The following is a 19,040-nucleotide window of genomic DNA, read 5'->3' on the forward strand; positions in this document are numbered from 1 at the left end:
CAGGTGTTCAACGATTAAGCAACAGTTCCCCTGTGCCGACAATAGAAAATTTGTCATACTCGCTATGACTTTTCGTCATGGCTTATTGCGGTTTTAACGAGGTATGTGTGGCCCTTTCTCCAGAACTGTCGCATCTCAATGCGCTGAATTTACCCTCGCTCAATGTGCTGAAAACCTTTGCCGTCGTGGCGCAGACGCTGAATCTGACCCACGCCGCCACCTTACTGCACATCACGCAGGGCGCGGTCAGCCGTCAGATTACCGGGCTGGAAGTGGCGCTGGGCTATCCGTTATTTTTACGTCAGGCGCGCGGATTAACGCTGACCCCGCGCGGAGCACAGCTTTTGCCACCGGTACAGCAGGCGCTGGCACTGATGGGGGATGCCCTGAAACGTGTCGGTTCTCATCCCGATACCTTACGTATCAAATGCCCGACCTGTTCCATGCGCTGGCTGCTGCCGCGGGTGATCCAGCTGCAAAACGACCGGCCGGATATGCGTATTGAGCTGACGGCCTCGATTGCTCACGGTGTGGATTTCAGCAATGAACATTTTGACGCGGCGGTCATTTTTGGCCGCCCGCCGGAGTCACCGCGCCGCGCACATCATCTGTTTGATGAAGTGCTGACGCCGGTGTGCACGCCAGATTTTTTACCGCGTCACAACGGGCGTACCGAAGTCGCCGATCTGGCCGATAAAACCCTGCTGCATCCGACACGCGATCGTCGCGACTGGCTGATGTGGCTGCGGGAAGAGGGGGTGCAGAGTTTGCCGTCAGGCAAATCTCAGCACTTTGATACGCTGGATCTGGCGATCAATTCGGCGTTACAGGGGTATGGCGTGGCGATCGGCGATCTGACGCTGATCGAAGATGATTTGCAGGCTGGCAGGGTGATAGCACCTTTCCCGCTGTGTGTCGCAAGCGGCGCAGCTTACACCCTGTTATATCCGGAAAATCCCACGCCCGCGCTGACCGTTGCGATAGAGTTTCTGACAGAAGAAGCGCGGCTCAGCCGTGAGAAACTGAGCGCGCTGCTTTCCACCTCTCATCGCCTGGTCAGCGCTTTGTAGCGTTGCTTTCGCAGGCGTTAATACAGCGCCGCCAGCGCACCGGCAATCGCGCCGGTAAGCCGGGTCAGTTCGGCGGATGAGATGATGTAAGGCGGCATCAGATAAATCAGTTTGCCAAACGGACGGATCCACACGCCTTCGGCCACGAAGTGTTTTTGCAACTGCGCCATGTTCACCGGCTGATGCATCTCCACGACGCCGATCGCGCCAAGTACGCGCACATCCGCCACCGCCGGGTGTTCAGCCAGCGGCTGCAATTCGGCACTCAGTTGTTTTTCAATGCTGAATACCTGCGCCTGCCAGCGGTTTTCTGACAACAAGTGCAGGCTCGCATTGGCGACCGCGCAGGCCAGCGGGTTGCCCATAAACGTCGGGCCATGCATAAAGCATCCGGCCTCGCCGTTACTGATCACATCGGCCACATGACGGGTCGTCAGCGTGGCGGAAAGCGTCATGTAACCGCCGGTCAGGGCTTTGCCGAGACACAAAATATCCGGCGAAATTCCCGCGTGATCGCAGGCAAACAGCTTGCCGGTGCGGCCAAATCCGGTAGCGATTTCATCGGCAATCAGCAGCACGCCGTATTCATCGCACAAGTGGCGCACGCGTTTGAGATACAAAGGATGATAAATCCGCATCCCGCCTGCGCCCTGTACCACCGGTTCTAAAATGACCGCCGCGATCTTGCGGTGATTCTCTTCCAGCATTCTGGCGAACGGTGCGATATCCGCCTCGTCCCACTCCCCGCCAAAACGGCTTTGTGGCGCATCGGCAAACAGATGCTGCGGCAGGTATCCCTGATACAAACTGTGCATCGAATTTTGCGGATCGCACACCGACATCGCGCCAAACGTATCGCCATGATAGCCGTTACGCAGCGTCAGCAAGGTCTGGCGTTTTTCACCGCGCGCCTGCCAGTATTGCATCGCCATTTTCAGCGCCACTTCGACGGCCACAGAACCGGAATCCGCCAGAAACACGCATTCCAGCCCGGCCGGCGTCATCTCAACCAGGCGGCGCGACAGGGCCACCGCCGAAGGATGGGTGATCCCGCCAAACATCACGTGGGACATTTTGCCGATTTGTTCGATCGCCGCCTGATTCAGCTGCGGGTGATTATAACCGTGGATCGCCGCCCACCAGGACGACATACCGTCCACCAGCTCGCGGCCATCGGCGAGATGCAACATGACACCCGAGGCAGATTCGACCGGATAGGCAGGCAGCGGTTTGGTCATAGACGTATAAGGATGCCAGATGTGGCGCTGGTCGAACTCGAGATCGGCGGGGTTCATAAAACCGTCCTGCGGTGAATAAGTTGTAAACTAAAAAATATAATTATCGTTGACCGTAAACTAAAACGAATCGAGAATGGTTGACAGTATACCGACCATAAAAACGTTCACGAAACATTTATTTTGGAGTTGTCGCGATGACCACCCGCACCCAATGGACGCTTGAGAAGACTCAGGCACTGTTTAACAAACCTTTTCTGGAGCTGATGTTTGAAGCTCAGCAGATCCACCGTCAGCACTTTGATCCTCGCCAGGTGCAGGTCAGCACTTTGCTGTCGATCAAAACCGGTGCCTGCCCGGAAGACTGTAAATATTGCCCGCAGAGTTCCCGTTACAAAACCGGGCTGGAATCAGAGCGTCTGATGGAAGTCGAGCAGGTGCTGGAATCGGCGCGTCAGGCGAAAGCCGCCGGTTCCACCCGATTCTGCATGGGCGCCGCGTGGAAAAACCCGCACGACCGCGATATGCCCTACCTTGAGCAAATGGTGCAGGGCGTGAAAGAGATGGGGATGGAAACCTGCATGACGCTCGGATCGCTCAATACCACGCAGGCGCAACGTCTGGCGCACGCCGGGCTCGATTTTTACAACCATAATCTGGATACCTCGCCGGAATTTTACGGCAGCATCATCACCACCCGCAGTTATCAGGAACGTCTGGACACGCTGGCGGAAGTGCGCGGTGCCGGCATTAAAGTCTGTTCCGGCGGGATTGTGGGCTTGGGTGAAACGGTGAAAGACCGGGCCGGTTTGCTGATGCAGCTGGCGAACCTGCCGGTGCCGCCGGAAAGCGTCCCGATCAACATGCTGGTGAAGGTCAAAGGCACGCCGCTGGCGGATAACGACGACGTCGATCCGTTCGATTTTATCCGTACCATTGCTATCGCGCGCATCATGATGCCGCAATCCTACGTGCGCCTTTCCGCAGGCCGTGAACAGATGAGCGAGCAGACGCAGGCGATGTGCTTTATGGCCGGTGCCAACTCCATCTTCTATGGCTGCAAATTGCTGACCACGCCAAACCCGGCGGAAGACAAAGATTTAATTCTGTTTGGCAAACTGGGGCTGAACCCGCAGACCTTCGAAACCGAGATGGGCGATAACCAGCAGCAGGCCGCGCTGGCAGAACAGCTGGTTCATGCGGATACGCCACAGTTTTATAACGCTGCCGTCTGACCCATGAGCTGGCAAACGCGGATCGACGCCGCGATTTTGGCCCGTCAGCAGGCCGCTGCTTTCCGGGTGCGGCAGCCAAACCGGGGCGGCAGCGCGCGCTATCTGACACAAGGCGACCGCCGTTATCTGAACTTCTCAGGTAATGATTATCTGGGGCTGAGTCAGGACGCTGAGGTGATCGCCGCCTGGCAGCAGGGCGCGGCGAAATATGGCGTCGGCAGTGGCGGTTCCGGGCACGTCACCGGCTACAGCGATGCGCACGCAGAGTTTGAGCAGCAGCTGGCAGCGTGGCAGGGCTATCCGCATGCGCTGCTGTTCATCTCCGGTTTTGCTGCCAACCAGGCGATTCTGGCGGCGCTGATGCAAAGCGAGGATCGCGTGCTGGCCGACAAACTCAGCCATGCTTCCTTGCTGGAAGCTGCCGCCCATGCGCCTTCGCAGCTGCGTCGTTTTCATCACAATCAGCCGGGATCCTTACAGCGCTTGCTGGAAAAACCGGTGAACGGGGAAACGCTGGTGGTGACCGAAGGCGTGTTCAGCATGGACGGCGATGCCGCACCGCTGGCGGATCTGCATAAGCTGTCCCAGGCGCACGGCAGCTGGATGATGGTCGATGATGCGCACGGGGTTGGCGTTATCGGCGAGGAAGGGCGGGGAAGTTGCTGGCAGCAGGGCATTCGCCCGGAACTGCTGGTGGTCACCTTCGGTAAAGCGTTCGGCTGTAGCGGGGCGGCGGTATTGTGTGATGATGCGACCGCAGATTACCTGTTGCAGTTCGCCCGTCATCTGATTTACAGCACCGCAATGCCCGCCGCACAGGTGTGTGCGTTACAGGCATCGCTGGCGCGGATCCAGCAAGACGACGGCCTGCGTGATAAACTGGCCGCCAATATTGCCCGTTTTCGTTCAGGTGCCGCCGGATTGCCTTATGCGCTGACCGGCTCGCAGACCGCGATCCAGCCCATTATTGTGGGCGAAAATCAGCCCGCGCTGGATCTGGCCGCCAGGCTGCGCGAGCGCGGGTTGTGGGTCAGCGCCATCCGTCCACCGACGGTACCGCCGGGCAGTGCGCGGTTGCGTATCACGCTGACGGCGGCGCACGGGCCTGAAGATATCGATTTTTTGCTGGAGTCCCTTCATGGGTGCAGTCACTGAATTAGTGAATAAACAAGCGGTGGCCGACGCGTTCAGTCGTGCCGCCATCAGTTATGAAAACGCCGCACAACTGCAGCGTGACGTGGGGGAGGAATTGCTGTCTCTCGCCGCGCCTTATCTGAAAATGTACGGTCTGGACGGGACAGGGAATACCGTCGTGGATGCAGGTTGCGGCACCGGTTATTTCAGCCGCTTCTGGAAAGCGCAGGGGCAGAATGTCATTGCGCTGGATCTCTCCGAAGGCATGTTAAACCGCGCCAGGGAACTGGATTCGGCTCAACAGTATGTGCCAGGCGATATCGAGCGTCTGCCGTTTGCGGATAACTCCGTCGATATCTGTTTCAGCAATCTGGCCGTACAGTGGTGCAATGCATTGCCCCGTGCGCTGGAAGAGATGCACCGCGTGACCCGCAACGGCGGGCTGGTGCTGTTTTCGACGCTGGCGGAAGGTTCGCTCAATGAGCTGGCCGCTGCCTGGATGAAAGTAGACGGACGTCGTCACGTGAACAAGTTTCTCACGCCGGACAAAATTGCCGAGGCCTGCGCGCCGTATCGCCATGAGGTCACCTTCAGCGATCACATTGCAGAATTCCCGGACGTGATGTCGCTGATGCGCTCACTGAAAGGCATCGGCGCGACGCACATTAAAAATGGCCGCATCGGCGGGCTGGGTGGCCGGGAACGCCTGCAATTGCTGGAAAAACACTACGTTCGCCGCGACGGCATCCTGCCCCTCAACTACCGGCTGGTCTACGGCATTTTGCAGGTCGAAGAACTGATCCCACGCTGACCGACTCCTCCCCTGTGAAGGGGAGAGAGCTAAACCCACATCAGATTTTTAGCAGAATAAATCATGACAAAATACTTCATCACCGGTACCGACACTGAAGTCGGTAAAACCGTCGCGACTACCGCATTTTTACAGGCCGCAGCGCGTGCCGGACATACCACCGCCGGGTACAAACCGGTGGCCTCTGGCAGTGAAATGACGCCGGAAGGACCGCGCAACAGTGACGCGCTGGCGCTGCAGGCGTTCAGCACTGTGGGTTTACGTTATGACGAAGTGAATCCGTGTACCTTTATCGAACCGACCTCGCCGCACATCGTCAGCGAACTTGAAAAGCGTCCGATCGATCCGGCGGTGTTATCGCAAGGGTTGCGTCACCTCGAACCGCTGGCAGACTGGATGGTGGTGGAAGGTGCAGGCGGCTGGTTTACGCCGCTCACCGCCAGTTACACCTTTGCCGACTGGGTGAAGGCAGAACAGTTACCGGTTGTGCTGGTGGTCGGTATGCGTCTGGGGTGTATCAACCATGCCGTGCTGACCGCGCAGGCCATCGCACACAGCGGTTTACAGCTTGCGGGATGGATTGCCAACGATATACAGGAAACGGGGAAGCATCATCAGGCATATATCGATACGCTCACGCGTATGCTGCCTGCGCCACTGCTGGGCGAGATCCCGTACCTGCTAACCGGGCCTGACGGCAATCTGGGGCAATATCTCGATCTGACCCGCCTCGGCCACACTGAGCGTTAAAACCGGCTGTCAGAAGGTCAGATAGTCTTTGACCAGCGTATCGTCGAGCTGTGCCAGCGTGCCCTGCGCGACGTTACGCCCGCCATCAACCAGACAGAACCGGTCAGCGACGGTGCGGATGAAGGGCAGCTTATGGCCCACCAGCAGCAGCGTCAGGCCGAGATCACGGTTAAGACGGTGAATGATATTCCCCATATTCGCTGCCATCGCCGCGCTGGTGTGCTCGGTCGGCTCGTCGAGGATCAGCAGTTCCGGCTGCTGAACCAGCGCGCGGCTGATCGCCAGTTGCTGTTGCTGGCTCTCATCGAGCTCTCCCGCCTTGCGTGCTCCCATCTCCTTAAGTACCGGAAACAGGTCGTACACCTGCTCAGGCACGCGACGCGTCTTATTCCGGCTGGACATCATGGCAATTTGCAGATTTTCATCGACGCTCATCTGCGAAAAAATCTGCCGTCCCTGCGGCACGTAGCCAATGCCCATCTGCGCCCGGCTTTCTACCGGCAAATTCAGCAAACTTTGCGGTTCTTCATTGGCTGATTGCCAGAAAATCGCGCCGCTTTTCACCGGCAGATGCCCCATGATGCAGTTGATCAGCGTGGTTTTCCCCACGCCGTTTCTGCCGATAAGCCCGGTACATTGCCCGCGATAAAGCTCGAGATTGATATCCCAGAGAATGTGTTTTTGACCGTAATACTGATTAACTGATTTTACACTTAACATCAGACCTCCCTCGCTCACGGAGCTTTCCGCTGAACATCACTTTGACGGCCACTGTCATTTTTCTGACATTTTTATTCCACTGTTTGCACCTTACGCAGCGGAATGCTTCATAAAATCTCTCACAGCAGGGAATTTGCAACTCTCAGGCCAAGTTTCTTGTGGTGACAATAAAAAGAGAAGTTACCGGGCTGTTAACGCGGCAGCGGGCAGGGATTTCGGATTATTCATAAGCAATGCTCAGGTTTTGATGTGGTTCACAGTGCATATGGAGAATAGCGCTGCACTTTGCCAGTGCCGGTTCACTGATTTTGGTGCAAGAGGGTGGGGCATATTTTGTTCAGCCGTCCTTCAGAGTTGGGGTTTTGGTTTTTGCAAGAAACTTACGCCCTGAAATTCAGTCAAAATAGGCATAAATAAGGTGATAAAAAAGATAAAAAATAACTAAAAAAGACCACTCAGGGGTCCCGGATGCCTAAATGATGTTTTTTACTAACTCCCGCTGTATGCGGCGCGCTGTGACTTATCCACTATTCCTGTGGATAACCTTGTGCATGAGAGTGAGAAAAGATGCTACAGGCGAGACGGGACGCGGGTTGCGCTCGGTTTGCCCGTATTCGCAGCTTTTTCATGAAGTGATTTATTATCAACAGGTTAGTTAAAAGCAATACGGTCACAATTCTGTCGTCTTCACTGTGTCAGTTTTCGTCAACCTGTTGTCAGTAAGTTATCAGATGATAAATTTTGGGGATAAATGTCATCTGATGGTGAAAAGAAGGGATTGTCATCACCTAAAAAAGTGCAGGTAAGGCAACCGGTTAAGGCTTGTGTGAAGAATAGTCATTGGAGGCTGGTTTTATATACAGTATTATAGCGGCGGTAAAAATCAAGAGTGGCAAAAAGCGCGGAGTCTTCCATACTCATTCACCGCCCACGGTCTTGTTCTTTTAGAATGGTCTTGTGCGTTTTCTTCTTCAGTCAGGTAGCCCGTCATGAGTAAAGTGTTCAAACTGCATTCCGAATTTAAACCATCAGGCGATCAGCCCGACGCGATACGTCGTCTCGAAGAGGGGCTGGAGAACGGCCTGGCCCATCAGACGCTGCTCGGTGTAACCGGCTCCGGCAAAACCTTTACCGTGGCGAATGTGATCGCCGATCTGAACCGCCCGACGATGGTGCTGGCGCCCAACAAAACGCTGGCCGCACAGCTCTACGGCGAAATGAAAGAGTTCTTCCCGGACAACGCCGTCGAATATTTTGTCTCTTACTACGATTACTACCAGCCCGAGGCGTATGTCCCGAGCTCTGACACTTTTATCGAAAAAGATGCCTCGGTGAACGAACACATTGAGCAGATGCGTCTTTCGGCCACGAAAGCACTGCTGGAGCGTCGCGACGTGATCGTGGTGGCGTCAGTGTCGGCGATTTATGGTCTGGGCGATCCGGATCTGTATCTCAAAATGATGCTGCATCTGACCAAGGGCATGATTATCGATCAGCGCTCTATCCTGCGCCGTCTGGCCGAACTGCAATACGCCCGCAACGACCAGGCGTTTCAGCGCAGTACCTTCCGCGTGCGCGGCGAAGTGATTGACGTCTTCCCGGCGGAGTCAGACGATCTGGCGGTGCGCATTGAGCTGTTTGATCAGGAAGTTGAACGGCTGTCGCTGTTTGATCCGCTGACCGGTCAGGTTCAGCATGAAGTGCCGCGTTTCACCATCTACCCTAAAACGCACTACGTGACGCCACGCGAGCGTATTGTGCAGGCGATGGAAGACATCAAAATCGAACTGGCCGACCGGCGCAAAGTGCTGCTGGACAACAACAAGCTGCTGGAAGAGCAACGTATCAGCCAGCGCACGCAGTTTGATCTCGAAATGATGAATGAACTGGGCTATTGCTCCGGTATCGAAAACTACTCGCGCTATCTTTCTGGCCGCGGGCCGGGCGAGCCGCCACCGACGCTGTTTGACTATCTGCCCGCCGATGGCCTGCTGATTGTCGATGAATCCCACGTCACCATTCCGCAAATCGGCGGCATGTACAAAGGCGACCGTTCGCGTAAAGAAACTCTGGTGGAATACGGATTCCGCCTGCCGTCCGCGCTGGATAACCGCCCGATGCGTTTTGAGGAATTCGAAGCCGCCGCACCGCAAAGTATCTACGTCTCGGCGACGCCCGGCACCTATGAGATGGAAAAATCCGGTGGCGATGTGGTGGAACAGGTGGTGCGTCCGACCGGTCTGCTCGACCCACTGATTGAAGTGCGCCCTGTAACGACTCAGGTTGATGACCTGCTGTCTGAAATTCGCAAACGTGTTGCCATCAATGAGCGTGTGCTGGTCACTACGCTGACCAAACGGATGGCGGAGGATTTGACCGAGTATCTGGAAGAACACGGCGAGAAGGTGCGTTACCTGCACTCTGACATCGATACCGTGGAGCGCGTGGAGATCATCCGCGACCTGCGTCTCGGGGAATTTGATGTGCTGGTCGGCATCAACTTACTGCGTGAAGGGCTGGATATGCCGGAAGTGTCGCTGGTGGCGATCCTCGATGCAGACAAAGAAGGCTTCCTGCGCTCAGAACGTTCGCTTATCCAGACCATTGGTCGCGCAGCGCGTAACCTCAACGGCAAAGCCATTTTGTACGGCGACCGCATCACCAAATCGATGGCAAAAGCTATCGAAGAAACAGAGCGACGCCGCGCCAAACAGGAGCAGTACAACCTGGAAAACGGCATCACGCCGATGGGCCTGAACAAAAAGATTTCCGACATTCTGCAACTCGGTCAGCCAAAGACCAAAAAGAACAAAGACAAGCGGGATGCCGAAGCGGCGCAAACCTTCAAGTCACTTACGCCAAAAGCGCTGGAGCAGCGCATCAAAGAGCTGGAAAGCAAGATGTATGCGCATGCCCAGAATCTGGAGTTCGAAGAGGCAGCCAATACGCGCGACGAACTGCATGCCCTGCGCGAACAGTTTATCGCCGTTTCGTAATCTCCGCCGCGCGCAGTGCCGGCAATGAACAAAAGTGCTAGACTGCGCGCCCTGAATTTTGTTGAGTGAGCTTGCTGATGACTGATACACCACAAAACCCCGGTGCGGCGAAAGACCCGCTGCACGGCGTCACGCTGGAAAAACTGCTGACAACGCTGGTGGATAACTTCGGCTGGCCGGCGCTGGCTTCGCAGGTGAATATCAACTGCTTTAAAAGCGACCCCAGTGTGAAATCCAGCCTGAAATTCCTGCGCCGTACCCCCTGGGCGCGCAAGGAAGTCGAAACGCTGTATCTGGATTTTATCGAAGGCCACCTGCGTCCGGACATGACCCGCAGCAAACGCCGCACACCGCTGTCGGCGCAGGCACCGCAAAAACCTAAAGTCAGCACCGCCAGCCCGGCGGCTGACAGCCCGTGGAATAACCATCCGCTGGTGAAAAAGTAATTCAGGTTTTTCTTTTGAGGGGAAAGGATTGTGGCAGAGCAAAATGTACTGATTGTCGTGGACATGCAAAATGGCGTTTTTGCCTCTCAACGGAGGGATCGTGCCGGACGTGTTGAGCAGATTAACCGTCTGATTGACCAGGCCGGTCGCGTTATCTTTATCCAGCACGCTGAAGGCGACATGAGCGAGGGCAGTGCGCTGTGGGATCTGCTGCCGGAAATGCATCGCCCGGATGACGCGATTTCCGTAACCAAGACGGCCTGCGACTCGTTTTACCGCACCGGGCTGGAGGCGGTTCTCAAAGACCTGCAGGCCACGCGCTTTACGGTGTGCGGTTGCGCGACCGATTATTGCGTTGATACCACCATCAAAGTCGCGGCCAGCAAAGGCTATGCGGTTACTGTAGCTTCGGATGCCCATACTACCGGCGACCGGACGCACGTGACGGCGAAGCAACTGATCGCCCAGCACAATGAGGTGTGGCAGGAACTGTCGGTACCGGGCAATCCGGTGACGGTGAAAACCACGTCGCAGATCCTCGCAGACTGGCAGTAACGCATTCCCCCGATTCTGATATGACAAAGGCCGCATTGCGCGGCCTTTGTGTTTTTGATGGGGCTGGGTTTTATTGCATCTTTTGCAGCGCTTCTTCCAGCGCCATTCGCAGCATTTCGCGATCATGGCGATACGGAATATCGCTGGCTTCCAGCGGGCTTTGAATAACCAGATGCTCAGTGGCGCAGTGGCCTACCTGCACTTTGGGTCCGACAATCGCGGCATCGGCGCGGCGGCCAATACGTTTCTCAATCATCTCCAGTTTATCGTCAAGCGTCAGGGATGCGGCAGCCACGCTCAGTTCTTTGCCCAGATTACCGATATACACAATGTGCGCGCGGCTGCGGCGCAGGGCCGAGGTGAGATCGTTCATCAGTAACAGCGGCATCAGGCTGGTGTAAAAACTGCCCGGCCCGATCAGGATCAGATTGGCTTCGGCAATCGCCAGTAATGCTTCACGCGTGGCCGGAACCTGCGGTTCAAGGCGCAATTCGCGCGGTGTCTGCTGAAGTTTATCAACATTCACCTCGCCATGAACCGTTTCACCCTCGGCGTCGATGGCCGTCAGATCCACCGGATGCTCTGACATCGGGATCAGCTCCGCATCAACTTTAAGCAGGCTGCGCACCAGATTGATGGCTTCCAGCGGGCGCACGGTCAGATGATCCAGCGCGCGCAGCATCAGATTGCCGAGATTGTGGCCGTCCAGCTCGCCCTGACCGCTGAAGCGGTATTCAAACATCGCTGATGCCAGGCTTGGTTCAGTGATCAGTTGATTCAGACAATTGCGCATGTCGCCCCAGGCGATACCGCCCACCGAGCGGCGGATACGGCCTGTCGAACCGCCGTTATCCGTGGTGGTCACGATGCCCGTCAGGCGTGGCCCAAGAGCAGAAAGCGAAGACATCACGCGGCCAAGCCCGTGGCCTCCGCCTAATGCCACCACCCGGTCGAGATCGGCTAAAGTTCTGTTGCGCATAATTTCCTTCTGAAGCGGGTGAGGGAGTCTGTTTCCTGCTGCGGATTTTACATAATTTTGCAACAAGATGTTATCACTTCACCGTTGTCTCACTGTATTCAAAAACCAGTGCTTTTGGCGTTGAAAATGCGGCATATTGTGGTGAAAAAACGTTATATATCAAAATACACAACGAAAAACCATCTTGGTGATCCGGACTTTGCGGCGTTAGAATATCCGCCGTTACCCGAGTTCATGGCTTCTGCAAAGAATGCAATGAATCAACTCCTAGCCTTTGTTCCTAAGTTGCTTTCTGACGATTTTCCCACAGAAACAATATGGTGCGCTGGCCGTGACGAACGTCACCAGGGTGCATGGCAGAAATGCTCGCATCTCCCGTATTTGGAAAGGTGTTTAAGGTGCTTCAACTTACTGATGCTTTTGCCCGCAAGTTTTATTACTTGCGGCTGTCGATCACCGACGTGTGCAATTTCCGTTGCACCTACTGTCTGCCGGACGGTTACAAGCCGCACGGACACAGCAATAAAAGTTTTCTCTCGCTCGATGAAATCCGTCGGGTCAGCCGCGCGTTCGCCAATCTGGGAACGGAAAAAGTGCGCCTGACCGGTGGCGAACCGTCGCTGCGCCGCGACTTCTGCGAAATCATTGCCGCCGTGCGCGAAAACCCCTCTATCAAAACTCTCGCGGTGACCACTAACGGTTATCGCATGGCGCGTGACATCAGCAAATGGCGTGATGCCGGGCTGACCAACATCAACGTGAGCGTTGACAGCCTCGATGCCCGCCAGTTTCACGCGATCACCGGCCAGGATAAATTCCGCGAGGTGATGGACGGCATTGACGCTGCCTTTGATGCCGGTTTCAGCAAGGTGAAAGTCAATACTGTGCTGATGCGTGATGTGAATCACGCCAGCCTCGGTACCTTCCTCGACTGGATAAAAACCCGCCCGATTCAGCTGCGTTTCATTGAACTGATGGAAACCGGCGACGGCGGAGATTTATTCCGTAAACACCACGTTTCCGGCGAAGTGCTGCGCGAGCAACTGGTGCGTCAGGGCTGGCAGTTACAGATCCGCTCCCGCAGCGACGGCCCTGCGCAGGTCTTCAGCCACCCGGATTACCTCGGTGAAATCGGTCTGATCATGCCGTACGAAAAAGACTTCTGCGCCAGCTGTAACCGCCTGCGCGTATCTGCCACCGGCAATCTGCATTTGTGTCTGTTCGGCGAGCAGGGTATTGCGCTGCGCGATTTACTGGCCGACGACATGCAGCAGGACGACCTGATGGACCGCATTCAGGGCGGCCTCAGCCGTAAAAAACAGACTCACTTCCTGCATGAAGGCAATACCGGCATTACCCAGAATCTGTCGTTTATCGGCGGCTGAATCCGGTACTAATCGTTTAAGGAGCAAACTGATGAGCAAAGCCAGTAAAGATTTTTTGCCTTTATCTGTCGCGATCATGACGGTGTCTGACCGCCGCACCGACGCTGAAGACACGTCCGGGCATTACCTGAAAGAAGCCGTGACCGAAAGCGGTCACCACGTCGTCGCACAGCACATCGTCAAAGAGAACATTTACAGCATCCGCGCGGTGGTTTCCGCATGGATTGCGGATGAAAAAACCCAGGCGATTCTGATCAACGGCGGTACCGGTTTTAATGCCGGAAATAACACCCCGGAAGCGCTGAAACCGCTGTTTGACCGCGAAATCGAAGGCTTCGGCGAGCTGTTCCGCATGGTGTCATTCGAAGATATCGGCACCTCGACCATTCAGTCAAGGGCCATTGCGGGCATTGCCAATCAGACCGTGATTTTCGCCATGCCGGGCTCCACCCGCGCCTGCCAGACTGCCTGGGATAACATCATTGAAGCCCAGCTCGACGCCCGTCAGGGCCCGTGCAATTTCACTCCACATTTGAAGAAATAAGCATGTCAGAACTCACACACATTAACGCTTCCGGCGACGCTCACATGGTGGATGTCTCCGGTAAAGCGGAAACCGTTCGCGAAGCCCGCGCGGAAGCCTTTGTTGAGATGGCGGAAAGCACGCTGGCGATGATCATCAGCGGTAATCACCATAAAGGTGACGTGTTCGCCACGGCGCGTATTGCCGGCATTCAGGCGGCAAAAAAAACCTGGGATCTGATCCCGCTGTGCCATCCGCTGTTGCTGACCAAAGTAGAAGTGAATCTGGAAGCGCAGCCGGAACATAACCGCGTGCGCATCGAATCCCGCTGCCGCCTGAGCGGTAAAACCGGCGTGGAAATGGAAGCGCTGACGGCGGCTTCTGTGGCCGCGCTGACCATCTATGACATGTGTAAAGCGGTTCAGAAAGACATGGTCATCGGCCCGATCCGCCTGCTGGAAAAAACCGGCGGCAAATCCGGGGACTTTAAGGCGGAAACTCAGGCAGAAGGTAAGGCGGAGCTATGATCGACATTTTATTTTTCGCTCAGGTGCGCGAACTGATCGGCACTTCTGCGCTGCAACTGCCGGCGGAATTTCCGACCGTGAATGATTTACGTCAGTCACTTGCCGGGCGGGACGACCGCTGGGCGCTGGCGCTGGAATCGGGAAAACTGCTGGTGGCGGTCAATCAGACGCTGACCGACATGGCGCATCCGCTGAAAGCCGGTGATGAAGTGGCATTCTTTCCGCCGGTGACCGGAGGCTGAGATGGATCAGACCAAAATTATCGTCGATGCTGCCCGGTTTAACGTCGGCGACGAGTACAACTGGCTGGCGCAATCTGACGCAGATGGTGCCGTGGTGACCTTTACCGGCAAAGTGCGTAATCATAATCTGGGTAATCACGTCAGCGCGTTAACGCTGGAGCATTACCCAGGCATGACCGAAAAAGCGCTGGCTGAGATTGTCGCCGACGCCCGCAGCCGCTGGCCGCTGCAACGGGTGTCTGTTTATCACCGCATCGGCCCGATGTTTCCGGGCGATGAAATCGTGTTCGTCGGCGTGACCAGCGCGCATCGCAGTATGGCGTTTGAAGCCACTGAATTTATTATGGATCACCTGAAAACGCGTGCGCCATTCTGGAAGCGTGAAGCGACGGAAGAGGGCGACCGCTGGGTGGATGCCCGTGACAGCGATAAAGACGCTGCCGCGCGCTGGTAAATCGCGCCTCAACCGCATGCAGACCGTCCATGCTTTTCTGTCTATCTGTGATACGCTTTAAAAATCGGGAGGCTGATTCAGCCTCATTTTCGTCCTCCATGCAAAAGGGTAATCATCATGGATCGATATCCACGCAGTAACGGTTCAATTGTTGAACGCGCGAATACCGGCATTCAGGCTTATATGGCGCAAGTCTATGGCTGGATGTTCTGTGGTTTGCTGCTGACCGCATTTGTGGCCTGGTATGCTTCCGGTTCTGAAAAAATAATGAGTTTTGTTTTCTCAAGCCAGATTACTTTCTTCGGTCTGATCATCGCGCAGCTGGCGCTGGTCTTCGTGATTTCCGGCATGGTGAATCGCCTGAGCGGCACGGTCGCGACCGGCCTGTTCATGCTGTATTCGGCGCTGACCGGCCTGACGCTTTCCAGTATTTTCCTGGTTTACACCGGCGACTCTATTTTCGGCACCTTCATTGTGGCAGCCGGAATGTTCGGCGCGATGAGTGCGTACGGTTACGTGACTAAGCGCGACCTGACCGGTATCGGCAGCATGTTGTTTATGGCGCTGATTGGCCTGGTTCTGGCGTCACTGGTGAACATGTGGCTGAAAAGCTCTGGCCTTGCCAACATCATCTCTTACGCCGGTGTGCTGATCTTCGTGGGTCTGACCGCTTATGACACCCAGAAGCTGAAAAATATGGGCGCGCAGTTGTCCGCAGACGACCGCGATAACTTCCGCAAATATTCGATTGTTGGCGCGCTGACGCTGTATCTGGATTTCATCAACCTGTTCCTGATGCTGCTGCGTATTTTCGGCAACCGTCGTTAAGGTTTTTGATTGAAATAAAAAGGGACACTGAGAAGTGTCCCTTTTTTTATGCCGATGGCCGTGGCATGGGCGGCTTTGAACACTTTTAGAAAGGTGAAAATTTTAAACCAACAAGTTCCCCCTTTCCCAATGACCCAACCCGCCCCGGATACCCCGGTTACGGTATTCTGATCCGCCCCGTCGGTACCTGCCGAAAACTCCACCACACCTGAACCGTATTAAACAGCACCAGAATCGCTGTGACGATAAACACCCAGCGGAATCCGAGCAGCGCCGAGGCGCTCGAACCAATCAGCGGGCCTATGACATTGCCGAGGTACATGAACGACTGGTTGTAACCGAATATCCGGCCGGTCACCTGATCGCTGCTGTATTTCACCAGCAACGCCTGCACGGCGGGCATCAGTGCGCCATCGCCAAAACCCAGCATGAAACGCAGTATGCCCAGCTGAGTCGGCGTATTAATCAGCGCCATCAGACAAAACAGAATGAAACAGAAGACCAGGGCGGCGATCAGAATACGGTGCGCGCCGATGCGGTCGCCGAGCTTGCCGAGCTTAGGTGCGGTCATCAGGGCGGAAACGCCCGGCACGGCGGCAATCACGCCGCTGATAAAGGCGATATTACTGGTGTCTGAGGACAGTTCGCGGATAAACAGGGTGAGGATCGGGCTGATGGATCCGTTGGCTAACTGGATCATCATGGTGGTCACGAACAGGCTGACAATCAGCCACGGATAGGGCAGCGTGGTGAAGACGGCTTTGCCGCTGAGCCGGTTGGCTTTGGTGACCGGCACCACGCGCTCTTTAATCAAAAACAGCGTGATCAGAAAACTGATAAACAGCATGCCGCTGGTGACGAAAAACACCGTGCGCAAACCGAGATGGTCCGCCATAAAACCGCCCAGCAACGGGCCGATGATCACCCCGGAAACCTGACCGGTTGACAGTGTTCCCAGCGCCCAGCCACTTTTATCGCGTGGCACCTGCGAGGCGACCAGCGCCATGGCGTTGGGAATGTAGCCGGACGTCAGCCCCATCAGCGTGCGCAGGATGAACAACTGCCAGACGTTGGTGGCGAAACCTTGCAACATCATCACGATAGCCATGCCGAGCGCCGCACGCAGCAGCATCAGCTTGCGGCCTTTGCGGTCGGCAAGGCTGCCCCATAACGGCGCGACAATCGCCGAAACCAGAAAGGTTCCGCTAAAGACCAGACCCGACCATAAACTCAGAGATTCGTGAGAAGTGACGCCCAGCTGTTCGATATAAAGCGGTAAAAAAGGCAGGATTTGACTCATCGCCATGCCGGTGAAAAAACACCCCAGCCAGACGGAGATTAAATTTATTTTCCAGGTTTCCATGGTGCTGCAGTGCGGCCTTAAGCAGAGAAAGGGAACTCTCAGCAGCATAGCAAGCTAATCCCCACTGCGGAGTTCAAAAAGTGGGAACGTATTGATAAGGTGAATAATTGATTATCCTGTATCAAAGTTTCTGGATATATCGGTAGAAAATCCGGTCACATAATTTCACCTGCGTCTGTGACTGACATCACTGGTTACAGCCAAAAGGAGATTATTTCACGCGAAGCGGCGTTCTGTGCTATTATCGCCCCAACTGGCGCACTGCAGTTTGTGCCGAATCCTCGTGGTAATGCCTCATTTGCCTCGTCTGATCATCCACTCTTGAAACTGCACCGAACCCCGTTCGGGTTAGAGTGGACTGGAGCTTTTCCTTATATGTCATTTGATTCCCTCGGCTTAAGTGCCGAAATTTTGCGTGCTGTTGAAGAACAGGGCTATCGCGAACCTACGCCTATCCAGCGTCAGGCTATTCCTGTTGTGTTGCAGGGTCGTGACCTGATGGCCAGCGCGCAGACCGGTACCGGTAAAACCGCTGGTTTTACTCTGCCGCTGCTGAATATGCTGAGCCATACCAATGCGCAATTCAAAGGACGTCGCCCGGTTCGTGCGCTGATCCTGACCCCGACCCGTGAACTCGCGGCGCAGATCGGTGAAAACGTTCAGGCTTACAGCAAATACCTGACCTTGCGTTCGATGGTGGTATTTGGTGGTGTGAGCATCAACCCGCAGATGCTGAAACTGCGCGGTGGTGTGGATGTGCTGATCGCAACGCCGGGCCGTTTACTGGATCTGGAACATCAGCGTGCTGTTGATTTATCTCAGGTTGAAATTCTGGTGCTCGATGAAGCCGACCGCATGCTGGACATGGGCTTCATTCACGACATCCGTCGCGTGCTGGCCAAACTGCCTGCCAAGCGTCAGAACCTGCTGTTCTCCGCCACTTTCTCTGATGAGATCAAAGGGCTGGCGAGCAAATTGCTGACCAACCCGGCCTCTGTCGAAGTGGCACGCCGTAATACTGCGTCAGAGCAAATTGATCAAACGGTTCACTTTGTTGATAAGAAACGCAAAAGAGAACTGCTGTCACAGATGATCGGCGAAGGCGACTGGAAACAGGTGCTGGTGTTCAACCGTACTAAACACGGTGCTAACCATCTGGCCGAACAGCTGAATAAAGACGGCATCACTGCCGCGGCGATTCACGGCAACAAAAGTCAGGGCGCCCGTACCCGCGCACTGGCCGATTTCAAAGCCGGCTCAGTACGCGTACTGGTTGCGACGGATATCGCGGCACGTGGCCTGGATATCGATATGCTGCCGCACGTCGTGAACTATGAACTGCCAAACGTCCCGGAAGATTACGTTCACCGTATCGGCCGTACAGGCCGTGCAGAAGCCACCGGTGAAGCGGTTTCTCTGGTGTGCGTGGACGAACATAAACTGCTGCGTGACATCGAGCGTCTGCTCAAGCGTGAAATTCCGCGTGTCGCACTGCCAGGTTATGAACCAGACCCAAGCATCAAAGCCGAGCCGATCATCAATGGTCGTCAGGGCAGTGGCGGCGGCGGCGGTCGTGGCGCACCACGTCAGGGCCAGCGTCCGGGCGCACCGCGCTCCGGTGCTCCACGTTCTGGCGCTCCGCGTCCGGGCGGCAGCAGCGCGCGCAGCGGTACTTCTGAAAACCGTGGCTCCGGTGAAAACCGTCCGGCCCGTGCGCGTCCTGCACATGCAGGCCAGCGTCGCAGCGGTCCTGCGGGCAGCGGCAACAAGTAACGCTCCCCGACAGT

The 19,040-nt window shown here is 55.8% G+C and carries 19 protein-coding genes and 1 riboswitch; of the genes, 15 read left to right on the forward strand and 4 right to left on the reverse strand.

The features are described from left to right. The first annotated feature begins 107 nt into the window (after positions 1-107). A complete protein-coding gene (locus ACQZQY_RS11680; RefSeq protein WP_136376807.1) occupies positions 108-1,070 on the forward strand; it encodes a LysR substrate-binding domain-containing protein in 963 nt (320 codons plus the stop codon). A gap of 17 nt (positions 1,071-1,087) precedes the next feature. Here the strand turns inward: ACQZQY_RS11680 and bioA are convergent, their stop codons facing one another. Continuing rightward, positions 1,088-2,365, reverse strand: a complete 1,278-nt coding sequence (gene bioA / locus ACQZQY_RS11685) for an adenosylmethionine--8-amino-7-oxononanoate transaminase (RefSeq protein WP_421670384.1) — start codon at positions 2,363-2,365, stop codon at positions 1,088-1,090. A gap of 137 nt (positions 2,366-2,502) precedes the next feature. On the opposite strand from bioA, the gene bioB reads away from it, so the two are divergent. The 4 genes from bioB to bioD all read left to right on the forward strand — a co-directional run bounded on the left by bioB (position 2,503) and on the right by bioD (position 6,235). Continuing rightward, complete coding sequence (bioB, locus tag ACQZQY_RS11690) at positions 2,503-3,540, forward strand: biotin synthase BioB (RefSeq protein ID WP_056771775.1); 1,038 nt, start codon at positions 2,503-2,505, stop codon at positions 3,538-3,540. Positions 3,541-3,543: 3 nt separating this feature from the next. Further along, entirely contained in the window at positions 3,544-4,695 is a 1,152-nt protein-coding gene (bioF, locus tag ACQZQY_RS11695) for an 8-amino-7-oxononanoate synthase (RefSeq protein WP_431297119.1), read from the forward strand. Beyond that, positions 4,679-5,485: a malonyl-ACP O-methyltransferase BioC gene (gene bioC, locus ACQZQY_RS11700; protein ID WP_056771782.1), complete on the forward strand. Its 807-nt coding sequence runs from the start codon at positions 4,679-4,681 to the stop codon at positions 5,483-5,485. The genes bioF and bioC overlap by 17 nt, the downstream gene beginning before the upstream one ends. A 63-nt stretch (positions 5,486-5,548) precedes the next feature. Continuing rightward, on the forward strand, positions 5,549-6,235 hold the full coding sequence (bioD, locus tag ACQZQY_RS11705) for a dethiobiotin synthase (protein WP_431297120.1): 687 nt from the start codon (positions 5,549-5,551) through the stop codon (positions 6,233-6,235). 9 nt (positions 6,236-6,244) lie between these two features. On the opposite strand, the gene ACQZQY_RS11710 is transcribed toward bioD, so the two are convergent. Next, the gene (locus ACQZQY_RS11710; protein ID WP_056771787.1) at positions 6,245-6,955 is read right to left on the reverse strand and encodes an ABC transporter ATP-binding protein; all 711 of its coding nucleotides are present in this window, start codon (positions 6,953-6,955) and stop codon (positions 6,245-6,247) included. 989 nt (positions 6,956-7,944) lie between these two features. Between ACQZQY_RS11710 and uvrB the strand changes: the two genes are divergently transcribed. The 3 genes from uvrB to ACQZQY_RS11725 all read left to right on the forward strand — a co-directional run bounded on the left by uvrB (position 7,945) and on the right by ACQZQY_RS11725 (position 10,952). Beyond that, positions 7,945-9,951 (forward strand): excinuclease ABC subunit UvrB, encoded by a 2,007-nt coding sequence (gene uvrB / locus ACQZQY_RS11715; protein WP_056771790.1) that lies wholly within the window; start codon positions 7,945-7,947, stop codon positions 9,949-9,951. Positions 9,952-10,028: 77 nt separating this feature from the next. Continuing rightward, positions 10,029-10,397: a VF530 family DNA-binding protein gene (locus tag ACQZQY_RS11720; protein WP_056771793.1), complete on the forward strand. Its 369-nt coding sequence runs from the start codon at positions 10,029-10,031 to the stop codon at positions 10,395-10,397. Positions 10,398-10,460: 63 nt separating this feature from the next. Next, positions 10,461-10,952 carry an isochorismatase family protein gene (locus tag ACQZQY_RS11725; RefSeq protein WP_431297184.1) on the forward strand — a complete coding sequence of 164 codons (492 nt, stop codon included), beginning with the start codon at positions 10,461-10,463 and terminating at the stop codon, positions 10,950-10,952. Between the two features lie 70 nt (positions 10,953-11,022). On the opposite strand, the gene ACQZQY_RS11730 is transcribed toward ACQZQY_RS11725, so the two are convergent. Continuing rightward, positions 11,023-11,931 (reverse strand): gluconeogenesis factor YvcK family protein, encoded by a 909-nt coding sequence (locus ACQZQY_RS11730; protein ID WP_431297121.1) that lies wholly within the window; start codon positions 11,929-11,931, stop codon positions 11,023-11,025. Between the two features lie 252 nt (positions 11,932-12,183). After that, a riboswitch (molybdenum cofactor riboswitch) is annotated at positions 12,184-12,339 on the forward strand. Between ACQZQY_RS11730 and moaA the strand changes: the two genes are divergently transcribed. The 6 genes from moaA to ACQZQY_RS11760 all read left to right on the forward strand — a co-directional run bounded on the left by moaA (position 12,330) and on the right by ACQZQY_RS11760 (position 15,890). Beyond that, complete coding sequence (moaA, locus tag ACQZQY_RS11735; RefSeq protein ID WP_136376660.1) at positions 12,330-13,316, forward strand: GTP 3',8-cyclase MoaA; 987 nt, start codon at positions 12,330-12,332, stop codon at positions 13,314-13,316. It overlaps the preceding riboswitch by 10 nt. Positions 13,317-13,347: 31 nt before the next feature. Further along, positions 13,348-13,860 (forward strand): molybdenum cofactor biosynthesis protein B, encoded by a 513-nt coding sequence (gene moaB / locus ACQZQY_RS11740; protein ID WP_056778225.1) that lies wholly within the window; start codon positions 13,348-13,350, stop codon positions 13,858-13,860. Positions 13,861-13,862: 2 nt separating this feature from the next. Next, positions 13,863-14,366 (forward strand): cyclic pyranopterin monophosphate synthase MoaC, encoded by a 504-nt coding sequence (gene moaC, locus ACQZQY_RS11745; protein ID WP_056778229.1) that lies wholly within the window; start codon positions 13,863-13,865, stop codon positions 14,364-14,366. Continuing rightward, positions 14,363-14,608 carry a molybdopterin synthase sulfur carrier subunit gene (gene moaD, locus ACQZQY_RS11750; RefSeq protein WP_056778232.1) on the forward strand — a complete coding sequence of 82 codons (246 nt, stop codon included), beginning with the start codon at positions 14,363-14,365 and terminating at the stop codon, positions 14,606-14,608. The genes moaC and moaD overlap by 4 nt, the downstream gene beginning before the upstream one ends. Before the next feature lies 1 nt (position 14,609). Beyond that, a complete protein-coding gene (moaE, locus tag ACQZQY_RS11755; RefSeq protein ID WP_431297122.1) occupies positions 14,610-15,062 on the forward strand; it encodes a molybdopterin synthase catalytic subunit MoaE in 453 nt (150 codons plus the stop codon). A 117-nt stretch (positions 15,063-15,179) separates the two neighbouring features. Then, on the forward strand, positions 15,180-15,890 hold the full coding sequence (locus ACQZQY_RS11760) for a Bax inhibitor-1/YccA family protein (RefSeq protein WP_056778240.1): 711 nt from the start codon (positions 15,180-15,182) through the stop codon (positions 15,888-15,890). Between the two features lie 157 nt (positions 15,891-16,047). Here ACQZQY_RS11760 and ACQZQY_RS11765 read toward each other — a convergent pair whose 3' ends face one another. Beyond that, positions 16,048-17,253: a multidrug efflux MFS transporter gene (locus tag ACQZQY_RS11765; RefSeq protein WP_431297123.1), complete on the reverse strand. Its 1,206-nt coding sequence runs from the start codon at positions 17,251-17,253 to the stop codon at positions 16,048-16,050. 375 nt (positions 17,254-17,628) lie between these two features. Here ACQZQY_RS11765 and rhlE point away from each other — a divergent pair, with 375 nt between their 5' ends. Then, the gene (gene rhlE, locus ACQZQY_RS11770) at positions 17,629-19,026 is read left to right on the forward strand and encodes an ATP-dependent RNA helicase RhlE (RefSeq protein WP_056778248.1); all 1,398 of its coding nucleotides are present in this window, start codon (positions 17,629-17,631) and stop codon (positions 19,024-19,026) included. The last annotated feature ends 14 nt before the right edge of the window (positions 19,027-19,040 follow it).

The sequence above is a fragment of the Rahnella sp. PAMC25559 genome (assembly GCF_050632365.1).
In the GTDB taxonomy this organism is placed as follows: Bacteria; Pseudomonadota; Gammaproteobacteria; order Enterobacterales; family Enterobacteriaceae; genus Rahnella; species Rahnella rivi.

Excerpts from the sequence above, each read along its gene's own strand:
- ACQZQY_RS11760 (WP_056778240.1), top strand. The coding sequence starts at position 15,180 with ATGGATCGATATCCACGCAGTAACGGTTCAATTGTTGAACGCGCGAAT.
- ACQZQY_RS11725 (WP_431297184.1), top strand. The coding sequence starts at position 10,461 with ATGCAAAATGGCGTTTTTGCCTCTCAACGGAGGGATCGTGCCGGACGT.
- uvrB (WP_056771790.1), top strand. The coding sequence starts at position 7,945 with ATGAGTAAAGTGTTCAAACTGCATTCCGAATTTAAACCATCAGGCGAT.
- bioB (WP_056771775.1), top strand. The coding sequence starts at position 2,503 with ATGACCACCCGCACCCAATGGACGCTTGAGAAGACTCAGGCACTGTTT.
- moaC (WP_056778229.1), top strand. The coding sequence starts at position 13,863 with ATGTCAGAACTCACACACATTAACGCTTCCGGCGACGCTCACATGGTG.
- bioF (WP_431297119.1), top strand. The coding sequence starts at position 3,544 with ATGAGCTGGCAAACGCGGATCGACGCCGCGATTTTGGCCCGTCAGCAG.
- bioD (WP_431297120.1), top strand. The coding sequence starts at position 5,549 with ATGACAAAATACTTCATCACCGGTACCGACACTGAAGTCGGTAAAACC.
- moaD (WP_056778232.1), top strand. The coding sequence starts at position 14,363 with ATGATCGACATTTTATTTTTCGCTCAGGTGCGCGAACTGATCGGCACT.
- moaE (WP_431297122.1), top strand. The coding sequence starts at position 14,610 with ATGGATCAGACCAAAATTATCGTCGATGCTGCCCGGTTTAACGTCGGC.
- bioC (WP_056771782.1), top strand. The coding sequence starts at position 4,679 with ATGGGTGCAGTCACTGAATTAGTGAATAAACAAGCGGTGGCCGACGCG.
- ACQZQY_RS11730 (WP_431297121.1), bottom strand. The coding sequence starts at position 11,931 with ATGCGCAACAGAACTTTAGCCGATCTCGACCGGGTGGTGGCATTAGGC.
- moaB (WP_056778225.1), top strand. The coding sequence starts at position 13,348 with ATGAGCAAAGCCAGTAAAGATTTTTTGCCTTTATCTGTCGCGATCATG.
- bioA (WP_421670384.1), bottom strand. The coding sequence starts at position 2,365 with ATGAACCCCGCCGATCTCGAGTTCGACCAGCGCCACATCTGGCATCCT.
- ACQZQY_RS11765 (WP_431297123.1), bottom strand. The coding sequence starts at position 17,253 with ATGGAAACCTGGAAAATAAATTTAATCTCCGTCTGGCTGGGGTGTTTT.
- rhlE (WP_056778248.1), top strand. The coding sequence starts at position 17,629 with ATGTCATTTGATTCCCTCGGCTTAAGTGCCGAAATTTTGCGTGCTGTT.
- ACQZQY_RS11710 (WP_056771787.1), bottom strand. The coding sequence starts at position 6,955 with ATGTTAAGTGTAAAATCAGTTAATCAGTATTACGGTCAAAAACACATT.
- ACQZQY_RS11720 (WP_056771793.1), top strand. The coding sequence starts at position 10,029 with ATGACTGATACACCACAAAACCCCGGTGCGGCGAAAGACCCGCTGCAC.